Annotated in this window: 16 protein-coding genes, 1 tRNA gene and 1 pseudogene; 5 read left to right on the top strand and 13 right to left on the bottom strand. The window is 70.2% G+C overall.

Annotated features, from left to right (window positions below; genetic code table 11):
* The first annotated feature begins 24 nt into the window (after positions 1-24).
* Positions 25-2406 carry a phosphoenolpyruvate synthase gene (ppsA, locus tag FHX50_RS10195; protein WP_183377100.1) on the top strand — a complete coding sequence of 794 codons (2382 nt, stop codon included), beginning with the start codon at positions 25-27 and terminating at the stop codon, positions 2404-2406.
* Between the two features lie 207 nt (positions 2407-2613).
* Complete coding sequence (locus FHX50_RS10190) at positions 2614-4182, top strand: DUF2079 domain-containing protein (RefSeq protein WP_183377099.1); 1569 nt, start codon at positions 2614-2616, stop codon at positions 4180-4182.
* On the opposite strand, the gene FHX50_RS10185 is transcribed toward FHX50_RS10190, so the two are convergent.
* The 6 genes from FHX50_RS10185 to thiM form a co-directional block, all read right to left on the bottom strand.
* The gene (locus FHX50_RS10185) at positions 4123-5397 is read right to left on the bottom strand and encodes an alpha/beta fold hydrolase (RefSeq protein WP_183377098.1); all 1275 of its coding nucleotides are present in this window, start codon (positions 5395-5397) and stop codon (positions 4123-4125) included. The genes FHX50_RS10190 and FHX50_RS10185 overlap by 60 nt on opposite strands.
* A 4-nt stretch (positions 5398-5401) precedes the next feature.
* Positions 5402-7552 (bottom strand): prolyl oligopeptidase family serine peptidase, encoded by a 2151-nt coding sequence (locus FHX50_RS10180; protein ID WP_183377097.1) that lies wholly within the window; start codon positions 7550-7552, stop codon positions 5402-5404.
* Between the two features lie 99 nt (positions 7553-7651).
* Positions 7652-8371, bottom strand: a complete 720-nt coding sequence (locus FHX50_RS10175; RefSeq protein ID WP_221187335.1) for a thiaminase II/PqqC family protein — start codon at positions 8369-8371, stop codon at positions 7652-7654.
* Positions 8368-9213 (bottom strand): bifunctional hydroxymethylpyrimidine kinase/phosphomethylpyrimidine kinase, encoded by an 846-nt coding sequence (gene thiD / locus FHX50_RS10170; protein ID WP_183377096.1) that lies wholly within the window; start codon positions 9211-9213, stop codon positions 8368-8370. Before thiD ends, FHX50_RS10175 begins: the two co-directional genes overlap by 4 nt.
* A 5-nt stretch (positions 9214-9218) precedes the next feature.
* On the bottom strand, positions 9219-9926 hold the full coding sequence (thiE, locus tag FHX50_RS10165) for a thiamine phosphate synthase (protein WP_183377095.1): 708 nt from the start codon (positions 9924-9926) through the stop codon (positions 9219-9221).
* Positions 9916-10782 carry a hydroxyethylthiazole kinase gene (gene thiM, locus FHX50_RS10160; RefSeq protein WP_183377094.1) on the bottom strand — a complete coding sequence of 289 codons (867 nt, stop codon included), beginning with the start codon at positions 10780-10782 and terminating at the stop codon, positions 9916-9918. The genes thiE and thiM overlap by 11 nt, the downstream gene beginning before the upstream one ends.
* Positions 10783-10968: 186 nt before the next feature.
* Here thiM and FHX50_RS10155 point away from each other — a divergent pair, with 186 nt between their 5' ends.
* Positions 10969-11730 (top strand): hypothetical protein, encoded by a 762-nt coding sequence (locus tag FHX50_RS10155; RefSeq protein WP_183377093.1) that lies wholly within the window; start codon positions 10969-10971, stop codon positions 11728-11730.
* 3 nt (positions 11731-11733) lie between these two features.
* Here the strand turns inward: FHX50_RS10155 and cls are convergent, their stop codons facing one another.
* The 6 genes from cls to FHX50_RS10125 all read right to left on the bottom strand — a co-directional run bounded on the left by cls (position 11734) and on the right by FHX50_RS10125 (position 17693).
* The gene (cls, locus tag FHX50_RS10150; RefSeq protein ID WP_239373824.1) at positions 11734-13236 is read right to left on the bottom strand and encodes a cardiolipin synthase; all 1503 of its coding nucleotides are present in this window, start codon (positions 13234-13236) and stop codon (positions 11734-11736) included.
* Positions 13237-13329: 93 nt separating this feature from the next.
* Positions 13330-14199: a Bax inhibitor-1/YccA family protein gene (locus tag FHX50_RS10145; RefSeq protein ID WP_183377092.1), complete on the bottom strand. Its 870-nt coding sequence runs from the start codon at positions 14197-14199 to the stop codon at positions 13330-13332.
* 70 nt (positions 14200-14269) lie between these two features.
* Positions 14270-15544 (bottom strand): MFS transporter, encoded by a 1275-nt coding sequence (locus FHX50_RS10140; protein WP_183377091.1) that lies wholly within the window; start codon positions 15542-15544, stop codon positions 14270-14272.
* 5 nt (positions 15545-15549) lie between these two features.
* Positions 15550-16254, bottom strand: coding sequence for a YggS family pyridoxal phosphate-dependent enzyme (locus FHX50_RS10135; protein ID WP_183377090.1), 705 nt, complete (start codon positions 16252-16254; stop codon positions 15550-15552).
* Between the two features lie 28 nt (positions 16255-16282).
* Positions 16283-16356, bottom strand: a tRNA-Leu gene (locus FHX50_RS10130).
* 143 nt (positions 16357-16499) lie between these two features.
* Positions 16500-17693, bottom strand: coding sequence for an RDD family protein (locus FHX50_RS10125; protein WP_183377089.1), 1194 nt, complete (start codon positions 17691-17693; stop codon positions 16500-16502).
* A 79-nt stretch (positions 17694-17772) separates the two neighbouring features.
* Between FHX50_RS10125 and FHX50_RS10120 the strand changes: the two genes are divergently transcribed.
* Entirely contained in the window at positions 17773-19785 is a 2013-nt protein-coding gene (locus FHX50_RS10120) for a helicase-associated domain-containing protein (RefSeq protein WP_183377088.1), read from the top strand.
* Between the two features lie 10 nt (positions 19786-19795).
* On the opposite strand, the gene gndA is transcribed toward FHX50_RS10120, so the two are convergent.
* The gene (gndA, locus tag FHX50_RS10115; protein WP_183377087.1) at positions 19796-21265 is read right to left on the bottom strand and encodes an NADP-dependent phosphogluconate dehydrogenase; all 1470 of its coding nucleotides are present in this window, start codon (positions 21263-21265) and stop codon (positions 19796-19798) included.
* A 211-nt stretch (positions 21266-21476) separates the two neighbouring features.
* Between gndA and FHX50_RS10110 the strand changes: the two are divergent.
* Positions 21477-21934, top strand: a pseudogene (locus tag FHX50_RS10110) (hypothetical protein); the annotation flags it as partial.

Genomic DNA, 21934 nt, shown 5'->3' with positions numbered 1-21934 from the left:
AAGAAAGACGAAGGAGTCATTTCTATGACGAACACCAACGTGCGCTGGTTCAGCGAACTCGGCATGTCGGACGTCGACCAGGTGGGCGGCAAGAACGCCTCCCTCGGCGAAATGGTGAAGAACCTCGCCGACCTCGGCGTGAACGTGCCCAACGGCTTCGCCACCACCGCGGACGCCTACCGCCGCTTCCTCGAAGAGACCGGCCTGGCCGGCCAGATCGACGAGCTCCTCGACGGCCTCGACACCGAGAACACCCGCCAGCTCACCGAACGCGGCGCCAAGATCCGCGACGCGATCATCACCCAGGACTTCCCGAAGGACCTCGAAGAGGACATCCGCACCGCCTACGACGAGCTCGCCGCGGGTTCCGGCGAGGAGGCGTCCTTCGCGGTGCGCTCCTCCGCCACCGCTGAGGACCTGCCCGACGCCTCCTTCGCCGGCCAGCAGGAGACCTTCCTCAACGTCCGCGGCATCGACGCGGTCCTCACCGCCATCCGCGAGGTGTTCGCCTCCCTCTACAACGACCGCGCCATCGCCTACCGCGTCCACCACGGCTTCGAGCACACCGACGTGCTCCTGTCCGCTGGTGTGCAGAAGATGGTCCGCTCCGACATCGGCGCCTCCGGCGTCATGTTCACCATGGACACGGAGTCCGGCTTCGACGACGCCGTGTTCATCACCTCCGCGTACGGCCTCGGTGAGGGCGTGGTGCAGGGCGCTGTGAACCCCGACGAGTTCTACGTCTACAAGCCGGCGCTCGAAGCGGGCCGCCCCGCGGTGCTGAAGCGCTCCGTCGGCGCGAAGGCGACCAAGATGATCTACACCGACGACGCCACGGTCGGGAAGACCACCGAGTTCGTCGACGTCGACAAGGCGGAGCGCCCGAAGCTGTCCCTCACCGACGCCGAGGTGGAGCAGCTCGCCCGCCACGCCGTCACCATTGAGAAGCACTACAAGCGCCCGATGGACATCGAGTGGGGCAAGGACGGGGCCGACGGCGGCCTCTACGTGCTGCAGGCCCGCCCGGAGACCGTGCAGTCCCGCGCCAAGGGCGGCGCCATCCAGCGCTTCAAGCTGAAGGACTCCGGAGAGGTGCTCATCGAGGGCCGCGCCATCGGCCAGAAGATCGGCGCCGGCAAGGTCGCGATCCTCAACTCCATCGACGAGATGCACGACTTCGAGCCCGGCCAGGTGCTCGTGGCGGACATGACCGACCCCGACTGGGAGCCGATTATGAAGCGCGCCTCCGCGATCGTCACCAACCGCGGCGGCCGCACCTGCCACGCGGCCATCATCGCCCGTGAGCTCGGCATCCCCGCCGTGGTCGGCACCGGCTCCGCCACCAGCGACCTGAAGGTCGGCGACGAGGTCACCGTCAGCGCCGCCGAGGGCGACACCGGCTACGTGTACAAGGGCATGCTCGACTTCGACGTCACCGAGACGTCCCTGGACGCCATGCCGGAGATCCCCACGAAGATCATGATGAACGTGGGCACCCCGGAGCAGGCGTTCTCCTTCTCCCGCATCCCCAACGCCGGTGTGGGCCTGGCCCGCCTGGAGTTCATCATCAACCGCCAGATCGGCATCCACCCGCGCGCCCTGCTGGAGTTCGACTCCCTGCCCGCGGACCTGAAGAAGCAGGTGGGCGGCCTCATCGAGGCGTACGACACCCCGCGCGACTTCTTCGTGCAGCGCGTCGCTGAGGGCGTCTCCACGATCGCGGCGGCGTTCGCGCCGAACCCCGTGATCGTGCGCATGAGCGACTTCAAGTCCAACGAGTACGCGAACCTCATCGCCGGCCCGCGCTACGAGCCGCACGAGGAGAACCCGATGCTGGGCTACCGCGGCGCCTCCCGCTACCTGTCGGAGGACTTCGCGGAGTGCTTCAAGATGGAGTGCGACGCCATCAAGTACGTGCGCGACGAGATGGGCCTGACCAACGTCAAGGTCATGATCCCGTTCGTCCGCACCCCCGAGGAGGCGAAGGCAGTCACCGACCTGCTCGCCGAGAACGGCCTGAAGCGCGGCGACAACGGCCTCGAGGTCATCATGATGTGCGAGGTCCCCTCGAACGCTGTGGTGCCGGAACTGTTCCTCGAGCACTTCGACGGCTACTCGATCGGCTCCAACGACATGACGCAGCTGACCCTCGGCCTCGACCGCGACTCCGGTCTCGTGGCCGACGCGTTCGACGAGCGCAACGCGGCCGTGAAGTTCATGCTGGAGCGCGCCATCCGCGCCTGCCGCGACGCCGGCAAGTACGTGGGCATCTGCGGCCAGGGCCCGTCGGACCACCCGGATCTCGCCGAGTGGCTGATGGAGCAGGGCATCGAGACGATGTCGCTGAACCCGGACACCGTGGTGGACACCTGGGTGGCGCTGTCGAAGGTCGGCAAGGAGGGCTGACCGCCCGCATCTGAACCGCGCAGCCGACCCTGCGCCTCAATGGGCCGCATCCTCTGGGGTGCGGCCCATTCGCATGTTCGGAAGGCCCGAGAAGTCCCGCTGCGATCCCGAAACGACGATTCGCCCACAGGCCCCCCTATCCACCCGGAGAAGCCCGTGCCAGAATGTCACGAAATGGTTGACTCTCCGCACTCTCACAGGTCCTCTGTGCGTCCGGCCGCCGCCTGGGACCGCCTCCTGGCGATGCTCCCCGCTCTGCTCGCCGCCCTGGCCTACACGGCCCTGTCGGTCCAGCAGTGGAGACGATTCGACTTCCCCAGCTGGGACCTCGGCATCTTCTCCTCCCTCGCGTCCGCCTACGCCCGCGGGTCCGCCCCGATCGTGCCGATCAAGGGTGATGACTTCAACCTCCTCGGCGACCACTTCCACCCGATCCTCGTGCTGCTCGGGCCGGTGTGGGCGCTGTTCCCTTCACCACTCACGCTGATGGTTCTGCAGGCCCTGCTGCTGGCCGCCAGCGCCGTCCCCCTCACCCGCCTCGCGATCGACCGGCTCGGCCGCACGATCGGCCTGATGGCGGGTTTCGTGTACGTGTTCTCCTTCGGGCTGCAGTCCGCGCACATCGTGCAGTTCCACGAGATCGCGTTCGCGGTGCCGCTGCTCGCCCTCTCCCTCACCGCATACCTCCGCCACCGGATGATGACCGCCGCGATCTGGGCGGGCCTGCTGGTGTTCGTGAAGGAGGACCTCGGCCTCACCGTCACGGTTCTCGGGCTCATCATCGCGGTGCGAGCCCTCATGGACGCACGCGAGCTGCAGGAGCGGTCCGCTGAAGCGGGCCGGCGCGCCACCACCGTCAAGCAGCTCGCCCTCAGCTTCGGCTCGGACGCGGACATCGCCGCCCGCCGCGACTTCACCATCGGCGCCGGCCTGACCCTGTGGGGCGTCTTCTGGTTCCTGCTGTCCACGCTGCTGATCCTGCCGGCGCTGAACCCGCAGGGGCAGTTCGACTACACCGACAACATCGGCAGCGCCCTGGACGTGTTCGGGCCCCCGATCAAGTGGGCCACCGTCGGCCTGCTGATCCTCGCCACCGGGGTGGTGGGGCTGCGCTCCCCGCTGGTGCTGCTGGCGCTGCCCACCCTGGCGTGGCGGATGACCGGGAACGTGGAGCACTACTGGGGCTGGACGTGGCACTACAGCGCCGTGCTGATGCCGATCGCGTTCGCCGCCCTGCTGGACGCGCTGCCGAAAATCGCGCGGTTCGCGGACCGCCTGCGCTCCTCCTCCCCCGCGTGGGCGCATCGCATCCCCCGGTGGGTCCTGCAGCCCAGGGCGGCGGCGTTCCCCCTGGGGCTCGCGGCCCTCGCCACGGTCATCACGGGCGCAGCCGGTCCCACCATGCCGGTGCTGCAGCTCGCGGAGCCCGACCGGTGGTCCGTCAGTGAGCAGGCGCAGCAGGCGCGCGAAGCGATGGCGGCTCTGCCGCCGGGCACACAGGTCGCCTCGGACATCTCCACGCTCGCGCCGCTGACCGTGGACCACCAGGTGCAGTGGCTGCACGGCCCGAACCAGCGCGCCCCGTACTGCGCCCTGGTGGACCAGTGGGTGCTGAACCAGTCCCCCGCCCAGCAGCAGGTGTGGCTGGAGGACCGCTGGAACACCGTCTTCGAGCAGCGGTTCAGCAATGACCGCTACTCAGTGTGGTGCCAGCAGTCAGCTCCTCAGGGGTGGGAGCGGCCCGCGCCTGCGTCCCGCCCACAGTCTGACCGGTGAGTGCCGCTCCGCCAGCAGCGCAGCGGTGATGCCGCGGGCGATCAGCTCGTTGACGGGGATGCGCTTGAGGCTGCTGGTGTCCTTCTCGAGGAACGGGTCGATGGCGCCGGCGGCGGTCCACATCGCCGCCATCAGCGCGAGCTGGGCGTGGGAGTCCAGCAGGCTGTGCCCGAGGCCCGGAACGGACAGGAACCGGGCACCGGGGATCTGTTCGGCGGCGAGGCGGGACCGGGAGGCGGGGATCATCAGGTCCCGCTCCCCGGTGATGACGAGCGTGGGGGCGGTGATCGCGGTGCGCTCCCGTTCGAGGTCGAACGCCTCCCCCGCGAACGGCTCGTACTCCTTCGCGCGCAGCGCGGTGAGGGCCAGCGGGTCCAGGGGCTGCCCGTCGGCGAGGTGGCCGAAGCCGAGTTCGGTGGAGGCGATGCGGTCCACGAGGTCGCGCTCCAGCACGAACGGGGTGGACGGCAGCGCTTCGGTCGCCGCGAGCGCCTGGTACACGGACGTCCAGGTGAGGCGGCCGCGGCCGAGCACGAGGAGGTCCACGATGTCGCGCACGGAGCTGAGGCCGCCGTACTGGTGGACGGCGGCGATGACGGGCCCGGACTCCTCGACCGGGATGGTGCCGTCCTCGACGAGGCGGCGGATCACGCGGGCGACGGATTCGGTGCGGTCGTTCTCGCCATACCAGAACAGGGAGCGCAGGGCGTGCTGCTGGGCGGCTTCGTCGGCCACGGAGGTGAACGGGGAGTCCAGCACGAGGGAGTGCACCCGGTCGGGGTGGGCAAGGGCGAAGCGCTGCGCGAGGTAGCCGCCGTAGCTGGTGCCGTACAGGACGGCCTTCTCGATGCGGGCGTGGTCGAGCACGGCGAGCATGTCCTCGAGGACGGCGTTCACCCGCATCGCGTCCAGGGGGAGGTCGGTGCCGCGGGCGTCGGAGCGGGACATGCCGACTCCGCGGTGCTCCATCATGAGGATGTCCATGCCCTTGGAGGCGCCGAGGCGGCGCACCAGTTCGTAGGGGAACACGGAGGCGACGCCCGGGCCGCCGGGCAGGATCATGATCGGCGGGTAGTCGGATTCGTAGCCGGCGCGGACGTACCGCAGGGGGAACAGATGGTCGCGGTCGTCGTCGACGGCGTCGCGGTACACCGTCATCACGTGGTTGCGGCTGGAGAGCCATTCGTCGGCACTGGCGCGGTCCTGAGCGTCCATGGCATCAGCTCTTCCTGCTGGTCCCGATGGTCTCCCACAGGAACGTGTACATGAGGGCGTTCATGCGGGCGGTCTGGTCGGAGGTGGAGGCGCCGCCGTGCCCGCCCTCCACGTTCTCCCAGTAGCGCACGGGGGCGCCGAGGGATTCGAGGGCGGCGGTGAACTTGCGGGCGTGCCCCGGGTGGACGCGGTCGTCACGGGTGGAGGTCAGCACGAACGTCTCCGGGTAGTCCACGTCCTCGGAGAGCAGGTGGTACGGGGAGAAGGTGCGGATGAACTCCCAGTCGTCGGTGTCGGGATCGCCGTATTCGGCCATCCAGGATGCGCCGGCCAGCAGGTGGCTGTAGCGCTTCATGTCCAGCAGCGGCACCTGGATGACGACGGCGCCGAAGAGCTCGGGGTACTGGGTGAGCATGTTGCCGGTGAGGAGGCCGCCGTTGGAGCCGCCGCGGACGGCGAGCTGGTCACTGGTGGTGACGCCGCGGTCGATGAGGTCGCGGGCCACCGCGGCGAAGTCCTCGTAGGCGCGGTGGCGGTTCTCCTGCAGGGCGGCGCGGTGCCAGGCGGGCCCGTATTCGCCGCCGCCGCGGATGTTCGCGACCACGTACGTGCCGCCGCGCTGCAGCCAGGCGCAGCCGACGGCGGCGGCGTAGCCGGGGGTCATGGAGATCTCGAAGCCGCCGTAGCCGTACAGCAGGGTGGGCGTCGGGGCGGGGCCGACGGGTGCCTCGCCGTCCTCGGGGTCCGCATCGTCCGCGGCGGAGACCTCGAAGTAGGGGATGCGGGTGCCGTCCTCGGAGGTGGCGAAGTGCTGGGTCACCTGGAGCCCGTCGGCCTCGAAGCGAGCAGGCGTGGACTTGATGACTTCAAGGTCGCCGGGCCCCTCCCCTGTGGGCACGCCGGCGAGGTCGGCGAGCATGAGGGTGGTGGGGGTGATGAAGTCCTCGACCGTGACCCAGATGTCATCGGAGACGTCGGAGTCGACGGCGGCGACGCTGATGGTGCCGCTGAGCTCGTTGAAGAGGTCTTCGCGGACCCAGGCGCCGTCCTCGTCGCGGTGGAGCACTTCGAGGCGGTGCTGCACGTCTTCGAGGATGGTGAGGATGAGGCAGCTGCGGGTCATGGTCAGGCCCTGCAGGGAGGAGGTGGCGGTCGGGGTGAACAGCGCGGTGGGGGTGAAGTCGCCGCGCAGGACGTCATCGGCGGGAGCCACCAGGAGGGAGCCCGACGGGTGCACCTCATCGCCCACTTCCCAGTCGGAGCGGAGGTCGAACACGGCGATGTCGCGCCAGGCGGAGAAGGTGGCATCGTCCGGTTTGTCGATGGCGCTGAGGCGTGGCGGCGCTTCGGTGCGGTCCACCGCGTAGGTGGTGTTGGAGTAGAAGGCGTGCATGGTGACCGCCCAGTCCCGTTCGTAGCCGGGTGTGGAGTCGTGGACGGCGGCGACGACCATGTCCGTGGGGTCGGCTTCGTGCACGAGCGCGGCGTCCTCGAGCGCCTGGCCGCGCTGCAGGAGCCGCACCTGGCGGGGGTAGCCGGAGGTGGTCATGGTGTCCTCACCGAAGTCGGTGGAGACCCAGACGGTGTCCTCGTCGATCCAGGACATGGAGCCCTTCGCTGCGGGACGGTGGAACGGCTGCTGGTCCGCAGGCACGAAGTCGCGGGTGACGAGGTCGAACTCGCGGGTCTCGTCGGCGTCGCTGCCGCCGTCGGAGAGGGAGATGAGGGCGCGGCGCCACGGCTCACCGTCGGCGGGGCGCAGCAGCTGGGCGCCGTGGAACACCCAGGTGCGGTCCTCCTCGGCGCTGAGGGCGTCGAGATCGAGGAGGACCTCCCACTCGGGGTCGTCGCTGCGGAACTGCTCGAGGGTGGTGCGCCGCCACAGGCCGCGCTCGTGGTCGGCGTCGGTCCAGAAGTTGTAGAGGTGCTCGCCGCGCTTCACCACGGCGGGGATGCGGTCGGCGGCGTCGAGGATGTCGCGGATCTCGCCGTGCAGCTGCGCGGTGAGGGGGTTCTGGTCGAGCCCGGCTTCGGTGGCGCGGCTGCGGTCGGTGACCCAGGCGAGGGCGTCCTCACCGGTGACGTCTTCGAGCCACAGGTGCGGATCCTCGGTGCCGTCGGCGGAGGGCAGGGCGGGGCGGTTCGGGGCTGTCATGGCTGCTCCTTGGTGGTGCCGGTGCGGTGATCGGCGAATCGGGTGATGTCGCGGCCGGCGTCGGTCGCCTCCACGGAGTGCGTCCCCGTCGGCACGGTCTCAGACGACACGGCGGATGTCCTCGCCGCCCATCGGCGCCTCCCAGAACAGCTCCTCCAGGCGGGTGGCGCGGCGGAACGCCTCCATCGCGTCGTCGCGTTCAGCGGCGGTGGCGTCGGTGAGGGCGCGCTCCACGATCGCGATGGCCTGCCCGGTGATGGACTGGAACCCTTCGTCGCCGTAGGCGTGCGCCCAGGTTGCGTAGGGGTGGTCGGCGCCGGATTCCTTCACCACGGCGGCGGCGGCGAGGCGGCGGCCGGCGTCGGCGAAGATCCAGTAGCAGGGAAGCACCGAGGTGGCCGCCACCGGATATGGATCGGTCGCGGCGGAGGCGACCAGGTACGAGCCGTACGCGAACGTGGGCAGGGCCTTCTGGACGTTCGTGAGGTCGAACTGCTGCAGCGTCCGATCGGTGGAGAGCGCCTTGTGCATCTCCTTCTCCTCGGCGATGGCGCCGACCGCGGACTTCGCCCAGAACCGCATCTCCTCGGCGATGGGAGCACGGGCGGCGATCAGCAGCATGGCGCGCTGGTAGTCGTCGAGGTAGTGGGTGTCCTGGCCGATGTAGTACGCGAACTTCTCGGGGTCGAGGGTCCCGTCGGCCAGCTGGGTGAGGAACGGCAGCTGTTCGATGCGGGCGCGGATGTCCGCGGTCTGCTCCCACATGCGGGCCGTGTGCTCCCCGGCGGGCTGCAGATGCTCGGTCGTCTCGGTGGTCACAGGCGATCGCTCCCGACGGTGATGAGGTGGTTGGTGGGACCGTGCCCGGTCTCGGGCTTCTTCGAGATCTCCCAGTCGATGGCGTGCTCGATGGCGGAGGCGAGGAATTCGCGGGCGGAGGCCATGACGGTCAGGTCGTCGCCGTGCTCGGTGGCGGCGAGTCGAGCGAACTGGGCGGCAATGGCACTGGAGAGGGTGCAGCCGGTGCCGTGGGTGTTGCGGGTGTCGAACATGACGCCGCGCAGCAGCTCGGTGCCGTGCTCGTGGACGAACACGTCGACCACTTCGGAGCCGCGCAGGTGGCCGCCCTTGACGAGGGCGGTGCGGGCTCCGAGGCCGCGCAGGGCCTCGCCCTGGGTGTGCATCTCCTCCGCGGAGGTCGCCGGGTTCTGCTCCAGCAGGAACGCCGCTTCGGGGATGTTGGGGGTGACCACGTCGGCGAGCGGCAGCAGGCGGGTGGCGAGGACGCGAGCGGCCTCCTCGTCGAGCAGCAAGTCGCCGGAGGTGGCGACCATGACGGGGTCCAGCACGATCGTGCCGAAGTCCTCGCGGCGCGCTTCGATGACGTCGGCGACGGCGCTGGCGACATCGGCGTTGGCGAGCATGCCGATCTTGGTGGAGTCGATGATGACGTCGTCGAGGAGGGTGGTGAGCTGCTCCTTGACGAAGTCGGCGGGCGAGACGTGGACGCCGGTGACGCCGTCGGTGTTCTGGGCGGTGAGCGCGGTGATCACCGCGGTGCCGTACACGCCGAGGGCGGAGAAGGTCTTGAGGTCGGCTTGGATGCCGGCACCGCCGGAGGGGTCGCTGCCGGCGATGGTGAGGGCGATGGGCGGGCGCATAGGTGTCACTCCAGGGGTTGGTTCATCACGAATTCACGGCGGACGAAGGTGGCGACGAGGGCGGGGTCGTCGGACCCGGCGATGGCGGAGACCACGCAGGCGCCGTCCACCCCGGTGGCGGCGACGTCGGCGGCGGTGCGGGCGGTGACCCCGCCGATCGCGACGGCCTTCAGCCCGGCCTCGTGGGCGCGGGCCGCGAGCGCGGCGAGGCCGTCGGTGCCGAGCGGAACGTCGGCGTCGGTCTTGGTGGGGGTCGCCCAGACGGGGCCGAGGCCCACCACGTCGCAGTGGCCGGCGGCGATCGCCGCCTCCAGGTGCTCGCGGCGGGAGCAGGACACGCCGATCATGGCGGCGGGGCCGACGGCCTCACGGACCGCGGCGGGGTCCTCATCGCCCTGGCCGACGTGCACGTGCAGGCCGAGCTCCGCGGCGATGCCGACGCGGTCGTTGACGAACACGTCGATGCGGCGGCCCACCTCCTCGCCCTTCTCACGGGCGGCCGCGGCGACAGCTGCGGCGAGGTCGCGGAAGGCGGCGTCGTCGAGGTGCTTGTCGCGCACCTGGATGACGTGCGCGCCGCCGTCGATGGCGTCGCGCACCTGCTGCACGACCTGGTCGGGGCCGCCGGCGAGGGCGGTGTCGGTGATGAAGTAGAGCGCCCAGTCGGCACTGGCGGCCCGCTCGCGGGAGGGGCGGCGCTGCTCAGAGCTCACTGACGCTCACCTCGTCGATGAGGGCGGCGGCGTCCAGGGAGGAGAGGGCGTCCATCCAGCCGACGGCGAAGGAGCCGGGCTGCTGGTGGGTGCGGCCGGCGATGCGGCCGGCGGCGGAGCTGTGGGCGTGGGCGGCGCCGACGGCCGCTGCCCGCAGGCGGGCGCTGGGCCCCTCGCCGGCGACGGAGGCGAGGTAGGCGGCGACGAGGGCGCCGAGCGCGCAGCCGGTGCCGATGACGCGGGGCATCAGGTCGCTGCCGGAGTCGATGGCGAGGGTGCGGACCTCGCCGCTGCTGGCCCCGTCGGCCTCCTCGACCCACACGATGATGTCGCGGGCGCCGGAGACGGCGACCACGGCGCCCGTGCGGCGGGCGAGTTCAGCGGCGGCGGGGATCGCATCCTCACTGGAGTCCACGGAGTCGACACCGCGGCCGCCTTCTCCCATGCCGGCGAGCGCGGCGATCTCGGAGGCGTTGCCGCGGATGGCGGTGGGGCCGAGCTCCAGGAGGTCGGCGGCGAGGCCGGTGCGGACGGGGAGGAAGCCGACGGCGACCGGGTCGAGCACCCAGGGCACGCCGGCGTCGTTCGCGGCGCGGGCGGCGATCGGCATGGACTGCACCTGGTGCGGGGCGATGGTGCCGGTGTTGATGAGGACGCCCCCAGCGACGCCGGCGAACACTCCCGCCTCCTCCGGGTGGTCCACCATGGCGGGAGCGGCTCCGGCAGCGAGCAGCGCGTTCGCGGTGACGGTCTGCACGACCGTGTTGGTGAGGCAGTGGACGAGCGGGGCCGCCTGACGCATCGGGTCGAGGCGGGCTGACAGGTCCTGGGCGGCGAGGTGCTGGCTGGTGGGCATGGCGGTGGGCTGCGGTGCCTTTCACGGGGTGCGGACGCGGTCTCGGGCGCGGCTCGCCCGCGCTCCGTCCACACTACCCGGGGCGGTGCCCGTTGACTGGGTGTTCCGACGGGTGGGTCTGCCCGCCCCGCCGGCCCCGCTGTCATGGCAGAATCAGGACGAACCGATCGTCGATGAGGGGACACCATGAGCTCAACCGCCCGCCCGCAACCGCTGCTGGTCGGCGGTATCGCCTTCGCCATCGCCGCGGTCCTCGTCCTGACCATCGGCGGCCTCATCCTCGGCTTCTCCGGCCGGCCCGACCCGTCGCCGACGGCGTCGCCCACCTCCCCGTCGGCATCGCCGTCTTCGAGCGCTCCCCCGCCGACGACGGGCGAGGTGACCGCCCTGTACTGCTACCTGCGCAACGATTCGAACCCGAAGGTATCGCAGTCCGGCACGCTGTCCAGCCAGGACAGCACCGCAACCGTGCCGAGCGACTGGGGCGGCGCGTTCGATAGGAGTCTGATGCGCCCGCGCGGCCCGTTCATGGGGAGCATCAGCTACCGCGCCGGGTACGGCAAGCACAAGCAGTGGCCGTCGTTCGTGCAGCTCGGGCAGACCGCCTGGCAGCCCGGCATCGACTACCCCGGTGATGAGCAGGCCGCGGAACGCATGGTGGACTGCATGATCGCCTCCTCCCTGCCGCTGGACGACTATGCGCGCGGGCACTCGGTCACGGACCGCGCCACGGAGCCGGTCAGCCTCAACGGGGCCGACGGGTTCCGCTCCACCGCCACCATTGAGCTCACCGACTCCGACACGGGCGATCCGGTGACGCTGACGGTGGTGTCCACGGTGCTGAAGGGATCGAAGAAGAGCTACACGCTGCTGACCGTGGCGAACACGGCGGACAAGGACTCGGTGGCGGCCATGGAGCAGGCGCAGAAGACCTTCACGGCGAAGTGACGCTCACACCACGGCGGATGCGAGGCGGCAGATGTTGTCGATGACCTTGACCGCCCAGGAGCGGGACTCCCATTCCTCGACGGTGAGCTGACGGGAGTTCTGCCGGTACTCGTCCTCCACTGCGCGCAGCTTCGTGAGGAAGCCGTTGTCCCCCACCATCATGGAGGACTCCATCTGCAGCGAGAACGAGCGGATGTCCATGTTGGAGGAGCCGATCACGGCGACCGATTCGTCCACGGACACGTGCTTGGCGTGCAGGATGTACGGCTTGCGGTACATCCAGATCGTCACTCCCGCCTCCAGCAGCGCCGAATAGTAGGAGCGCTGGGCGTGGAACACGAGGAACTGGTCCCCGATCTCGGAGACGAACAGTTCGATCTCGACACCGCGGCGCGCCGCCACGATGAGGGCCTGCAGCATCGTCTCGTCCGGCACGAAGTACGGGGAGACAGCGACGATCTTCCGCTCCGCGTTGTAGAAGAGGTGGTTGAACAGCATCAGGTTGTTCTCGGCGACATAGCCGGGACCGGACGGCACCACCTGGCATTCGTAGGTGCCGCATTCGTCGTCGATCCCGCCGGGGGGCATCAGCTCCGCCTCTGTGATCTGCTCACTGGCTTCGTAGAACCAGTCGGTGGCGAACAGGATGTTGATCTCCGCCACGATCGGTCCGCGGAAGCGCACCATGGTCTCCTGCCATTTGAGGCCGCGCCGGATGTTGCCGCGCTTGTTGTAGTGGCGGGCGATCATGTTCTGCGACCCCATCCAGCCGATGCGGCCGTCCACCACCACGAGTTTGCGGTGGTTGCGCAGGTCGGGGCGCTGCAGGGCGCCGTCGCGGAACGGACGGATCGGCATCATCGAGTAGTTCTCGATGTCGTGGTCCCGGAAGAAGCGCTTCATCCTCCGGTAATGGGTGAAGTGAGTGACGGTTCCCCAGAAGTCGTAGAGGGCGCGCACGCGGACGCCGCGGGCACGGGCACGGGCGAGGGCGGCGATGAAGTCCTCGGTGACGTGATCGAGCACCATGATGTAGAAGAGCACGTGCACGGTGTCCTCGGCCCTGTCGATGTCCGCGGTCATGCGGCGGATCGACTCCTCGTAGTCGATCTCGAGGTCGGCGTCGTTGCCGCTGGTGAGGGGGAACGCGCCGAGTTCGCGGTTGAGGTCCACGGCGGACTGCAGCCAGGACGGCTGCTCCGGGTCGATGTGGGCGTCGGGGATGTCCTCGGCGCGTGCGCGGGCGAGGCGATTGAGGATCTTCTGCTTCGCGCGGCGCTTGCGCGGCAGCTGGGCGCGGCCCAGCAGCAGGAAGAGGGGGAAGCCCAGCATGGGGAACACCATGATGGTCATCAGCCAGGCCATGGCGGAGCCGGGGCGTCGGTTGCGCGGAACCACGATCAGCGCGGTGACGCGCAGGGCGGCGTCGATGATCAGCAGGATGACCGGGAGCGCATCGATCAGCCAGGTGACGGCCGGCTTCACGGCGGCGATCAGTTCGTTCACGGCGCGGGGCCTCTCAGCTCATGAGGACAGGGAACGGGGCCCGACGCACTGGCGCGCATCGGACCCCGTCGGCCGGCCTCCAATGGGGGATGGTCAGTCCCTGAGGATCGACAGAAGGCGGAGGATCTCCATGTACATCCACACCACGGTGAGGGCGAGGCCGAGGGCCACGCGCCACGCGATGGAGCGCTCTGCACCGTTGTTGACGGCGATCTGGGCGGCCTCCAGGTCCAGCACCAGGCTGTAGGAGGCGAGCAGCACGGCGAACGCGCCGACCGCGAGCCCGAGCCACGAGAAGTCACCGTAGCGCAGGTTGGTCTGGGTGAAGATGATCAGAGCCAGGTTCACCAGGCTGAAGATCATGTACGCGCCCAACGCCACGAAGAAGATCTTCGTGAGCTTCGGGCTGGAGCGCAGCTTGCCCATGCGGAACAGCACGAGGATGGAGGCGACCACGGCGAGGGTGGCCAGGACCGCCTGGAAGACGATGCCGGGGTAGATCATCTCGAAGGTGGAGCTGATGCCGCCGAGCAGCAGGCCTTCGAACACGGCGTACGCCATGGTGAGCGGGGCGCTGCCGCGGCGCTTGAAGGAGCCCCAGATGCCGAAGATCAGGGAGCCGATGAGGCCGATGATGGTGGCGATGAACAGCAGGCCGCGCACAGCCATCTCGGCATCTTCCCCGGCGACGGCGCCGACGACCGCCGGGATCGCCATCACGACGGCGGCGATCAGCATGATGGTGCCGAGGGTGGCGGTCAGGGCGTTCATGATGTCGCGGTAGCTGACGCGGCCGGTGTCGTGTCCGGTCGCGGCGGGCTGCATGAACATCTGGTTGAGCTGCTCCGGCGAGCCCTGCTGGGGCTGGCCGAAGGCCTGGTTGTACTGGGGCGCGGGGGCGTACTGCCCGCCGCCTTCGCGGAAGGCGGGATCCTTGCCGAACAGGATGTTCTTACCTGCCATGGTGAGGGAATCCAATCTGACGTGGGACGGATGATGGACTGAGTGTATCGAAGGGGGGACGACTCGAGCGTCAGACTACGGTCGGTGCTGCGGCCGGTTTGATGGGCCGCGAGGGGGACACGTCCCCATGCGGCCTCCGTCGGCGGTCGAGGGTGAGGCCGAGCGCGGTGATCGCCCAGCCGAACACGCCGAGCCCCGCCGCCAGGATGATCGGGGCGCGGAAGCCGAACCCGGCCGCCACCACGATGCCGCCCGCGGCGACTCCGAGTGAGTTCGCAATGTTGAACGCACCGTGGTGCAGAGCCGCCCCCAGCGTCACCGACTCCCCCGCGGAATCCATCAGCCACGCCTGCAGGCTCGGGTGGATGCAGGCGTTCAGCCCCATCAGTACCACGATGCCGACTGCGAGCCCGACCGGGAAGGACGCCAGCGGGATCAGCAGGAACAGGGACGCCACGAAGAAGGGGAACACCAGCAGCGGGGAGCGGCGGAACGACCAGTCGGCGAGGTGACCGCCCACGATGTTGCCGATCGTCATGCCGAGGCCCGCGCAGGCGAGGATGAGCGGGACGTGGGCCGGCTGCATGCCCGCGACCGAGGTGGAGATGTCCGCGATGTAGCCGAACACGGCGAACATCGACAGGAAGCCGACGGAGTCGATCACCAGCACCATCCACAGACGCTTGGAGCGGAAGGCGGAGAGCTCATCGCGGATGCTGCGGCCGCGCGGCGGGGGCTGCGGCGGCAGCGCGATCAGCAGCAGCACCACGGTGAGGGCGAAGATGCCCGCGACCAGCTGGTAGGCGGTACGCCAGCCGAGGGACTGACCGAACGCGGTCAGCAGGGGAACACCAGCGAGGTTCGCCACCGTCAGGCCGGACAGGGCGAGCGCGATGCCCTTGCCCTGGTTGCCGGGTCCCATCACATCGGCGGCGAGCAGGGCCGCGACGCCGAAGAATGCGCCGTGCGGCAGGCCGGCGAGGAAGCGCGCGATGACGGTCAGTTCGAACGTGGGCATGCTCGCGGACAGCAGGGTGCCGAAGAGCAGGCCGATGCCGAGGCCGATGATGAGCTTCGGCCGGGACATCGTCACGCTGAGCAGGGACAGCACCGGAGCGCCGATCACCACACCGGCGGCGTAGGCGCTGACCGCGATGCCGGCCTTCGCGGTGGCGGCGTCGGGGTTCTGGGCGTAGAAGGGGGCCAGGAGGCTGCGGGCGATGTCCGGCAGCAGGCCCATGGAGATGAACTCACTGGTGCCGATGCCGAACCCGCCGATGGCGATGGCGAACAGCGCGAAGCGGCGTCCGGCGGGGGTGAGGGTCGCGTAGGAGCGCGGCGGCATCGCCGTCACTTCGTGTAGTCGCGCTCGCCGAACACGGCGGAGCCCACGCGGATGATGGTGGCGCCCTCTTCGACGGCCTGCTCGAGATCATGGGTCATGCCCATGGAGAGCTCGCGCACGGCGCCGTCGGCGAGGTCCTCGCGCAGGATCCGCAGGTCCCGCAGGGAACGGCGGACTTCGTCCTCGTCACCGGTGTGGGAGCCGATGGTCATCAGGCCCTCCACGGTGAGGGTGCCGCCATCGCGGCAGCGGTCGATCGCGTCCTTCAGCACGGCGGCATCGGGCGCGAAGCCGGCCTTGGTGTCCTCACCGGAAGTGTTGACCTGCAGCAGGATGCGCTGGGTGACGCCGTCGTTGTTGGCGCGGCGCTCGAGTGCGTCGATGAGGCCGGGGCGATCAACGGAGTGGATGAGGTCGGCGAAGCGGACGACGTCGCGCGCCTTGTTGGTCTGGAGGCGGCCGATGAAGTGGCGGGTGAGGCCGAGGTCCTCGAGGTCGACGTGCTTGGCGATCTCCTGGGCGCGGTTCTCCCCCACACCCACTCGCACGCCGCGCTCGGAGAAGATCTCGACAGCCGCGCGGATCTCATCAGCGGTGCGGGTCTTCGTGGCCAGGACGATGGCGATGTCCTCGGCGCTGCGGCCGGCGCGCTGCGCGGCCTGGGCGATGCGGTCGAGGACCTGATCGATGGAGTCGGCGAGTTCGCTCATGACGGGGCTCTCCTTCACGTGTGACGAGTACCCCCACTGGGGTTCGAACCCAGACTGTGAAGATTTTAAGTCTCCTGCCTCTGCCAGTTGGGCTATGGGGGCCGGCGGCCCCGCCATCCTATGGGCGCCCCGTGCTGTTGTGGAGGTGGGAGCGGCCGCGCGGAGACGCATTCGTCACTGCGCGGACCACCCGGCGGCGCAGCAGAGCGCCGGCGAGCATGTCGGCGATACGCCGGCCATCCCCCTCAGTCGGTACGGACCACGCGGATGCCGAGCACCCGGTCGATGACGGAGCGCTGCAGACCCTCCGGGTCGAACAGCGCGGTGATGGGGATGATCAGCAGCAGCGGCGGCATCACGATCGGCAGCAGGAACCCCAGCGACAGGACGAGCCCGGCGAGGATCAGCAGCGTCGCCGCCGCCACCGGCAGGATCGCGCGGGCGAAGGACAGCACGAGGCCGATCGCGTCCCCGTCGGCCCGCTTCACCACCTGCAGCTTCATGATGCGCTTGCCGGGAGTGCGGCCGGTCCCGGCGTGCAGAACGATGTCGTACAGCGCCCACACGACGGCGGTGAGCAGCAGGACCCCGGCGGACATAACGAGGAAGGCGACGAGCGAGTCCCACCCCGCCCACGGATCGTTCGGGTCCGGCGGGGGCGAATTCTCCGCCTGCACCCACAGGGCCCCGACCATGATCACCACGGCGACTGCGGTCGGCACGAGTCGAAGCGCGATGTCGATGACGCGGGCGAGGAATCGGCGGCCCAGCAGCGCGCGGGATTCAGGGCGGGTGGTCGCCGCCCACCGAGTCGGCAGTCCCACGGCGGGAGGCGCCTCAGCCACCGGGGTCCCGCGCGGTACCACCACGGTGCCGGCGAGGATGTCCCCGAGCTGCCGGCGGGACCGGGCAGCGACACCGAGGCCGGCCAGAGCGGCCGCGAGCGCGGGCCCCAGCAGCAGCGCCGGCGCCACGAACAGCAGGAACGGTGAGGGCCGCACAGCGTAGTAGAGGATCAGGGCGGCGAGGATCATCGCCCAACTCACCACGGCGAACAGAACCATCGGCGCTTCGCGCAGCACTGAGCGCCACCAGGGGCAGCGGGAACCGTCGGCTGCACGGACCTCGAGGCGGGCGATGCGCTTGCCAGCGGTGGTGCCGGTCAGCGCGGTGAGGATCGGCAGGATGACCACTGCGAACAGGGCGGTCAGGGGCGCACCGAGGACCACCCCAGCCAGGACAAGATCCACCCAGGTGCGGGGCCCGGAACTCGGGTCGTCCATCGCCGGCCCAGGTGCGATCAGCACCAGCCCCAGCAGCAGTGCCGCACCGACACCGATCACGGCGAGGATCGCGGTATCGATAGCGCGGGCGGCGGCGCGCGGCAGCGGACCGGCGGCGGCGCCGGGTTGGTCGGTGTGGGTGGGGCTCGGGTTCATGGCCTCAGCAGACCACACTGCGGCACGGAAGGGAATGGCCGCTGGGGTGGAGGAGTGCCCTGTTCCGTATCCTGGCCGCATGCTGCCCACTCTCGCCGATGCCCTGCGGTCCTTCACCGACGATGACCTGCTCGAACTGTTCACCTCCCGCGGTGACCTGACGGCGCAGCTGCCGCAGTCCCTGTCCCAGTTGGCGGCGCGCTCCTCCACGAAGGTGAGCGTGCGGCGCGCCCTGGACGGCCTGCACCGCCCGGCCCTGCAGCTGCTGCAGACCCTCGCTGTTCTTCCGCCACCGGTCACACTGGAGGCCGCGGCGCGGGCGCTGGGCTGTACGGCCGGCGAGGTGGGGCCGGTGATGGAGGGACTGCGGGTGCGTGCGCTCGTCATCAAGGGGGCCAACGGGTTCCGCCCCATCCGCACGGTCCTGGAACTCCTGCCGGAGAAGTCCGGTCTGGCACCCGGCGTGGTGCAGGCAGCCCAGCGGGGGCAGCGGATCGTGGCGGACTTCTGTCCGCAGCCGCCTCCCCTGCCGGACGCGACCGCTGAGCGCTTCCCCGGAGGCCGCGCGGCGCAGGCGGCGCAGCACGCCCTGGAGATGACCTCGCTGGTGGCAGGAATCGCCCGATGGGACGGCCTGCCGGGCGTGCTGCGCCGCGGTGGCGTCGCGCAGCGGGACCACCGACGGTTCGCCGCTGACGCCGGCGCAGCGCCCGAGGTGTGGTCCACCGCCATGCATGCGGCATGGTCGCTGGGACTCCTCGCGCACGACGGCGAGGACTGGCAGGCAACCGCGGAGCTCGCCGCGCACCTCGAGGCGGACGACGCCGACCAGTGGGCGCTCCTGGTGGACGCGTGGCTCTCGAGTTCACACATCCCGTCCCTCGCGGGCGAACCGGTGGACCCCTCCCCCACCGGGTCCGGTTCCCGGGCGGGCGGGCCGCAGGCGGCGCTGTCGGATGAGACGCGCCGCGCCGGTGCCCGCGAGCGCAGGCGCCTGCTTCTGCAGCACATTGCGGCCCAGGCGCGCGAGCGGGACGTGCGCGCATCGACGGACGCGGTCATGCACCTCGCCGCCTGGCTGTTCCCGCTCGTGCCGGCGCCGGGCGTGCAGCAGGAAGCGCGGTTCGCCCTCGCGGAAGCCGAGGCGTGGGGTCTGCTCGCCGACGGTGTGCCGACGGCGCTGCTCGAGTCGGTCCTCTCGGGAGAGCGGGCCGCGGAGGCGCTGCGGGCCCTGCTGCCGCCGCAGGTGGATCAGGTGATCCTCGACTCCGATCTGACGATCACCGTGCCGGGCCGTCCCACGGCCGCGGTCCAGCGCCTGCTGGAGTGGGCGGAGAGCGACGGTCGCGGGCCCGCCGCCACGGGCCGCTTCACGCCGTCGTCCATCGCCGCCGCTCTGCGCACCGGCACCAGTGCCGACCACATGCTCCACGCGCTGCGCGACCGTGCGATCACCCCGGTGCCGCAGGCCCTGGAGTTCCTCATCACCGACGAAGCCCGAAAAGTGGGCCGCATCGAGGTGCGCTCCGCCCAGTCCGTCCTCACCGGTGAGGAGGTGCACCTGGACCGTCTGTTCGCCTCCGATGAGGCATCCATGCTGGGGCTCGTGCGCCTCGCGCCGACTGTTGCCCTCGCGACCGTTCGCCCCGCTCTCGCGGCGGATCTGGCGCGCCGCGCCGGCATGGTCGCCACCGGTGACACGGACGCGTCCGCTCCGCACCCGCGCAGTGCGCGCCGCGCCTCAGCACCGGCGGCGGGCCGTCCCGCTGTCCCCGCGGCCATGCTGATCAGCGCCGGGGAGGGGACTCAGGGGCCGACGGATCCCTCCCTGCGGCTGGAGCCCGCGGAGGCGGTGCGGCGGATCCGGGCCGCGGAGGAGAACCCGTCGGCCTCCCGCCACGGGGTGTCCGACCGCATCCGGGCGGCGATCGCCGACGGGGGCGAGCTGCGGCTCGGCATCGTCGACGGCCGCGGCGGCATCGTCGAGAAGCGGGCCCGTCCGCTGTCCCTGAACGCGGGCCGCCTGACAGCACGCGACGCGGCGGACGGAACGGAGTTCACCGTCCTCGTCCACCGCGTCACACTCGGCTGACCGGGCGGGGTCAGTCGCTGATCTTCGTCTCCGTGCGGTCCCCGGTCCACTCCACGTGGAAGGACCCGTCGGCATCCACGCGGCGGTAGGTGTGCGCGCCGAAGAAGTCGCGCTGCGCCTGCACGAGCGCTGCCGGGAGGCGTTCGGAGCGGACCGCGTCGTAGTACGACAGGGTCGAGGTGAACACCGGCACCGAGAAGCCGTTCGCTGCGGCGTACGCGACGACGCGGCGCCACGCCGGGATGCAGGAGGCGATCTCACCGCGGAAGTACTCGTCCGCCAGCAGCAGGTGGAGGTCGGGGTTGCGCTTGTACGCCTCGGTGATGTGATTGAGGAAGCGGGCGCGGATGATGCAGCCGCCGCGCCAGATCTTCGCCATGTCGCCGAGGTTGATGTCCCACTCGTAGTGCTCGGCACCGGCCGCGATCTCATCGAAGCCCTGCGAGTAGGACACGAGCTTCGCGGCGTACAGCGCCTTCTGCAGGTCCTCGATGAACTGCTGACGGTCGCGGTCCTCCACGGTCTGGTCCTGGGTTTCGGCGGGCAGCACACCGATCGCGGCTTCGCGCTGCTTCACGGAGCCGGAGGTGGAGCGGGCGAAGGTCGCCTCCGCAATGCCGGTGACCGGAACGCCGAAGTCCAGGGCGGTCTGCACAGTCCAGGCGCCGGTGCCCTTCTGGGCGGCGCGGTCCTGCACGATGTCCACGAACGGCTTGCCGGTGACGTTGTCCTTGTGCTTCAGCACCTCAGCGGTGATCTCGATGAGGAAGGACTCCAGTTCGCCCTTGTTCCACTCCTCGAAGACCTCACCGATCTCGGGGGCGCTCATGCCGAGGGCCTTGTTCATCATGTCGTACGCCTCGGAGATGACCTGCATATCGGCGTATTCGATGCCATTGTGCACCATCTTCACGAAGTGGCCGGCACCGTCGGCCCCCACGTGGGTGCAGCAGGGGTCGCCGTCGACCTGCGCGGCGATCTTCTCGAACATCGGCCCCACCCGCTTGTACGACTCGACGGGGCCGCCGGGCATGATCGAGGGGCCGTTGAGGGCGCCCTCTTCACCGCCGGAGACGCCGGCGCCGACGAAGTGGAGGCCGCGCTCGCGGAGGTCGGCTTCGCGGCGGCGGGTGTCGGTGAACAGGGCGTTGCCGCAGTCCACGATGATGTCGCCCTCGTCCATGCGGGAGGCGAGCTCCTCGATGACGGCGTCGGTGGCTGCGCCGGCCTGCACCATGATGATCGCCACGCGCGGCTTCTGCAGGGAGGCCACGAAGTCGTCCATCGACTCCGAGGGGAGGAACTGGCCGTCCTCGCTGTGGTTCTCGATGACCTTCTCGGTGCGCCCCACGGACCGGTTGTGGATGGCGACCTTGAAGCCGTTGCGGGCGAGGTTGCGGGCGAGGTTCGAGCCCATCACCGCCATCCCGGTGACGCCGATATCGGCGGAGTTCGCGGGTGCCGGGTCGAAAGTGGCCATGGACGACTTCTCCTTCATAGGGGGTGGGGAGGCGCGTCGACGCGCTGCGCCGTCCAGTCTAGAAGACCGCCGCTTCGGTCCCTGGGGCCGAAGGGTACCCGGACCCGTCGGTGCGGCTTTCGGCCCGGTCCGTGCCACACTTCTCATGTGGAGCGCGCGCCCACGCGGGTGCGCGCGGCCCCTCATCACATCCCAGAACAGAAGGACACGCATGACGTCGCCGACCGACGACTCCCGCTCCACCTCCTCCGCCAACGGCGCCCCCGAGTGGGGCCAGTACCCGTCGGCCCCGCAGCAGCAGGGCGCTGCGCCCTCCTGGGCGGCCGGCGGCGGCTCCTCCGCCCCGTCCGCTCCGTTCAGCGCCCCGCAGTCGGCGCCGCAGCCGGCCGCCGGCCCCTCAACCGGCCCCTCGGGCTACGGCACCGCCCCGATGAGCAGTTCCGATGACCTCGGTGCGAAGATCAGCCGCACGTTCTCCTGGATGGCGGATGCCTTCGGCCGCAACTGGGTGGCGTTCATCGTGCCGTCCCTGGTGTATTCGATCATTCCGGTCATCGGCGGCGTCATCCTGCTCTTCGGGATGGGCCTCGCGGGCGCCGTGTCGGCCGGCGCCTCCAGCTCCGAATCCGGCGGCGCGGTGTTCGGTGTCACCATGATTGTGTCCATGCT

Origin of the sequence: Helcobacillus massiliensis (genome assembly GCF_014191425.1) — a bacterium.
Classification (GTDB): domain Bacteria; phylum Actinomycetota; class Actinomycetes; order Actinomycetales; family Dermabacteraceae; genus Helcobacillus; species Helcobacillus massiliensis.
The sequence above is the reverse complement of the archived record's forward strand: the minus strand, read 5'-3'. Positions and strand labels throughout refer to the sequence as shown.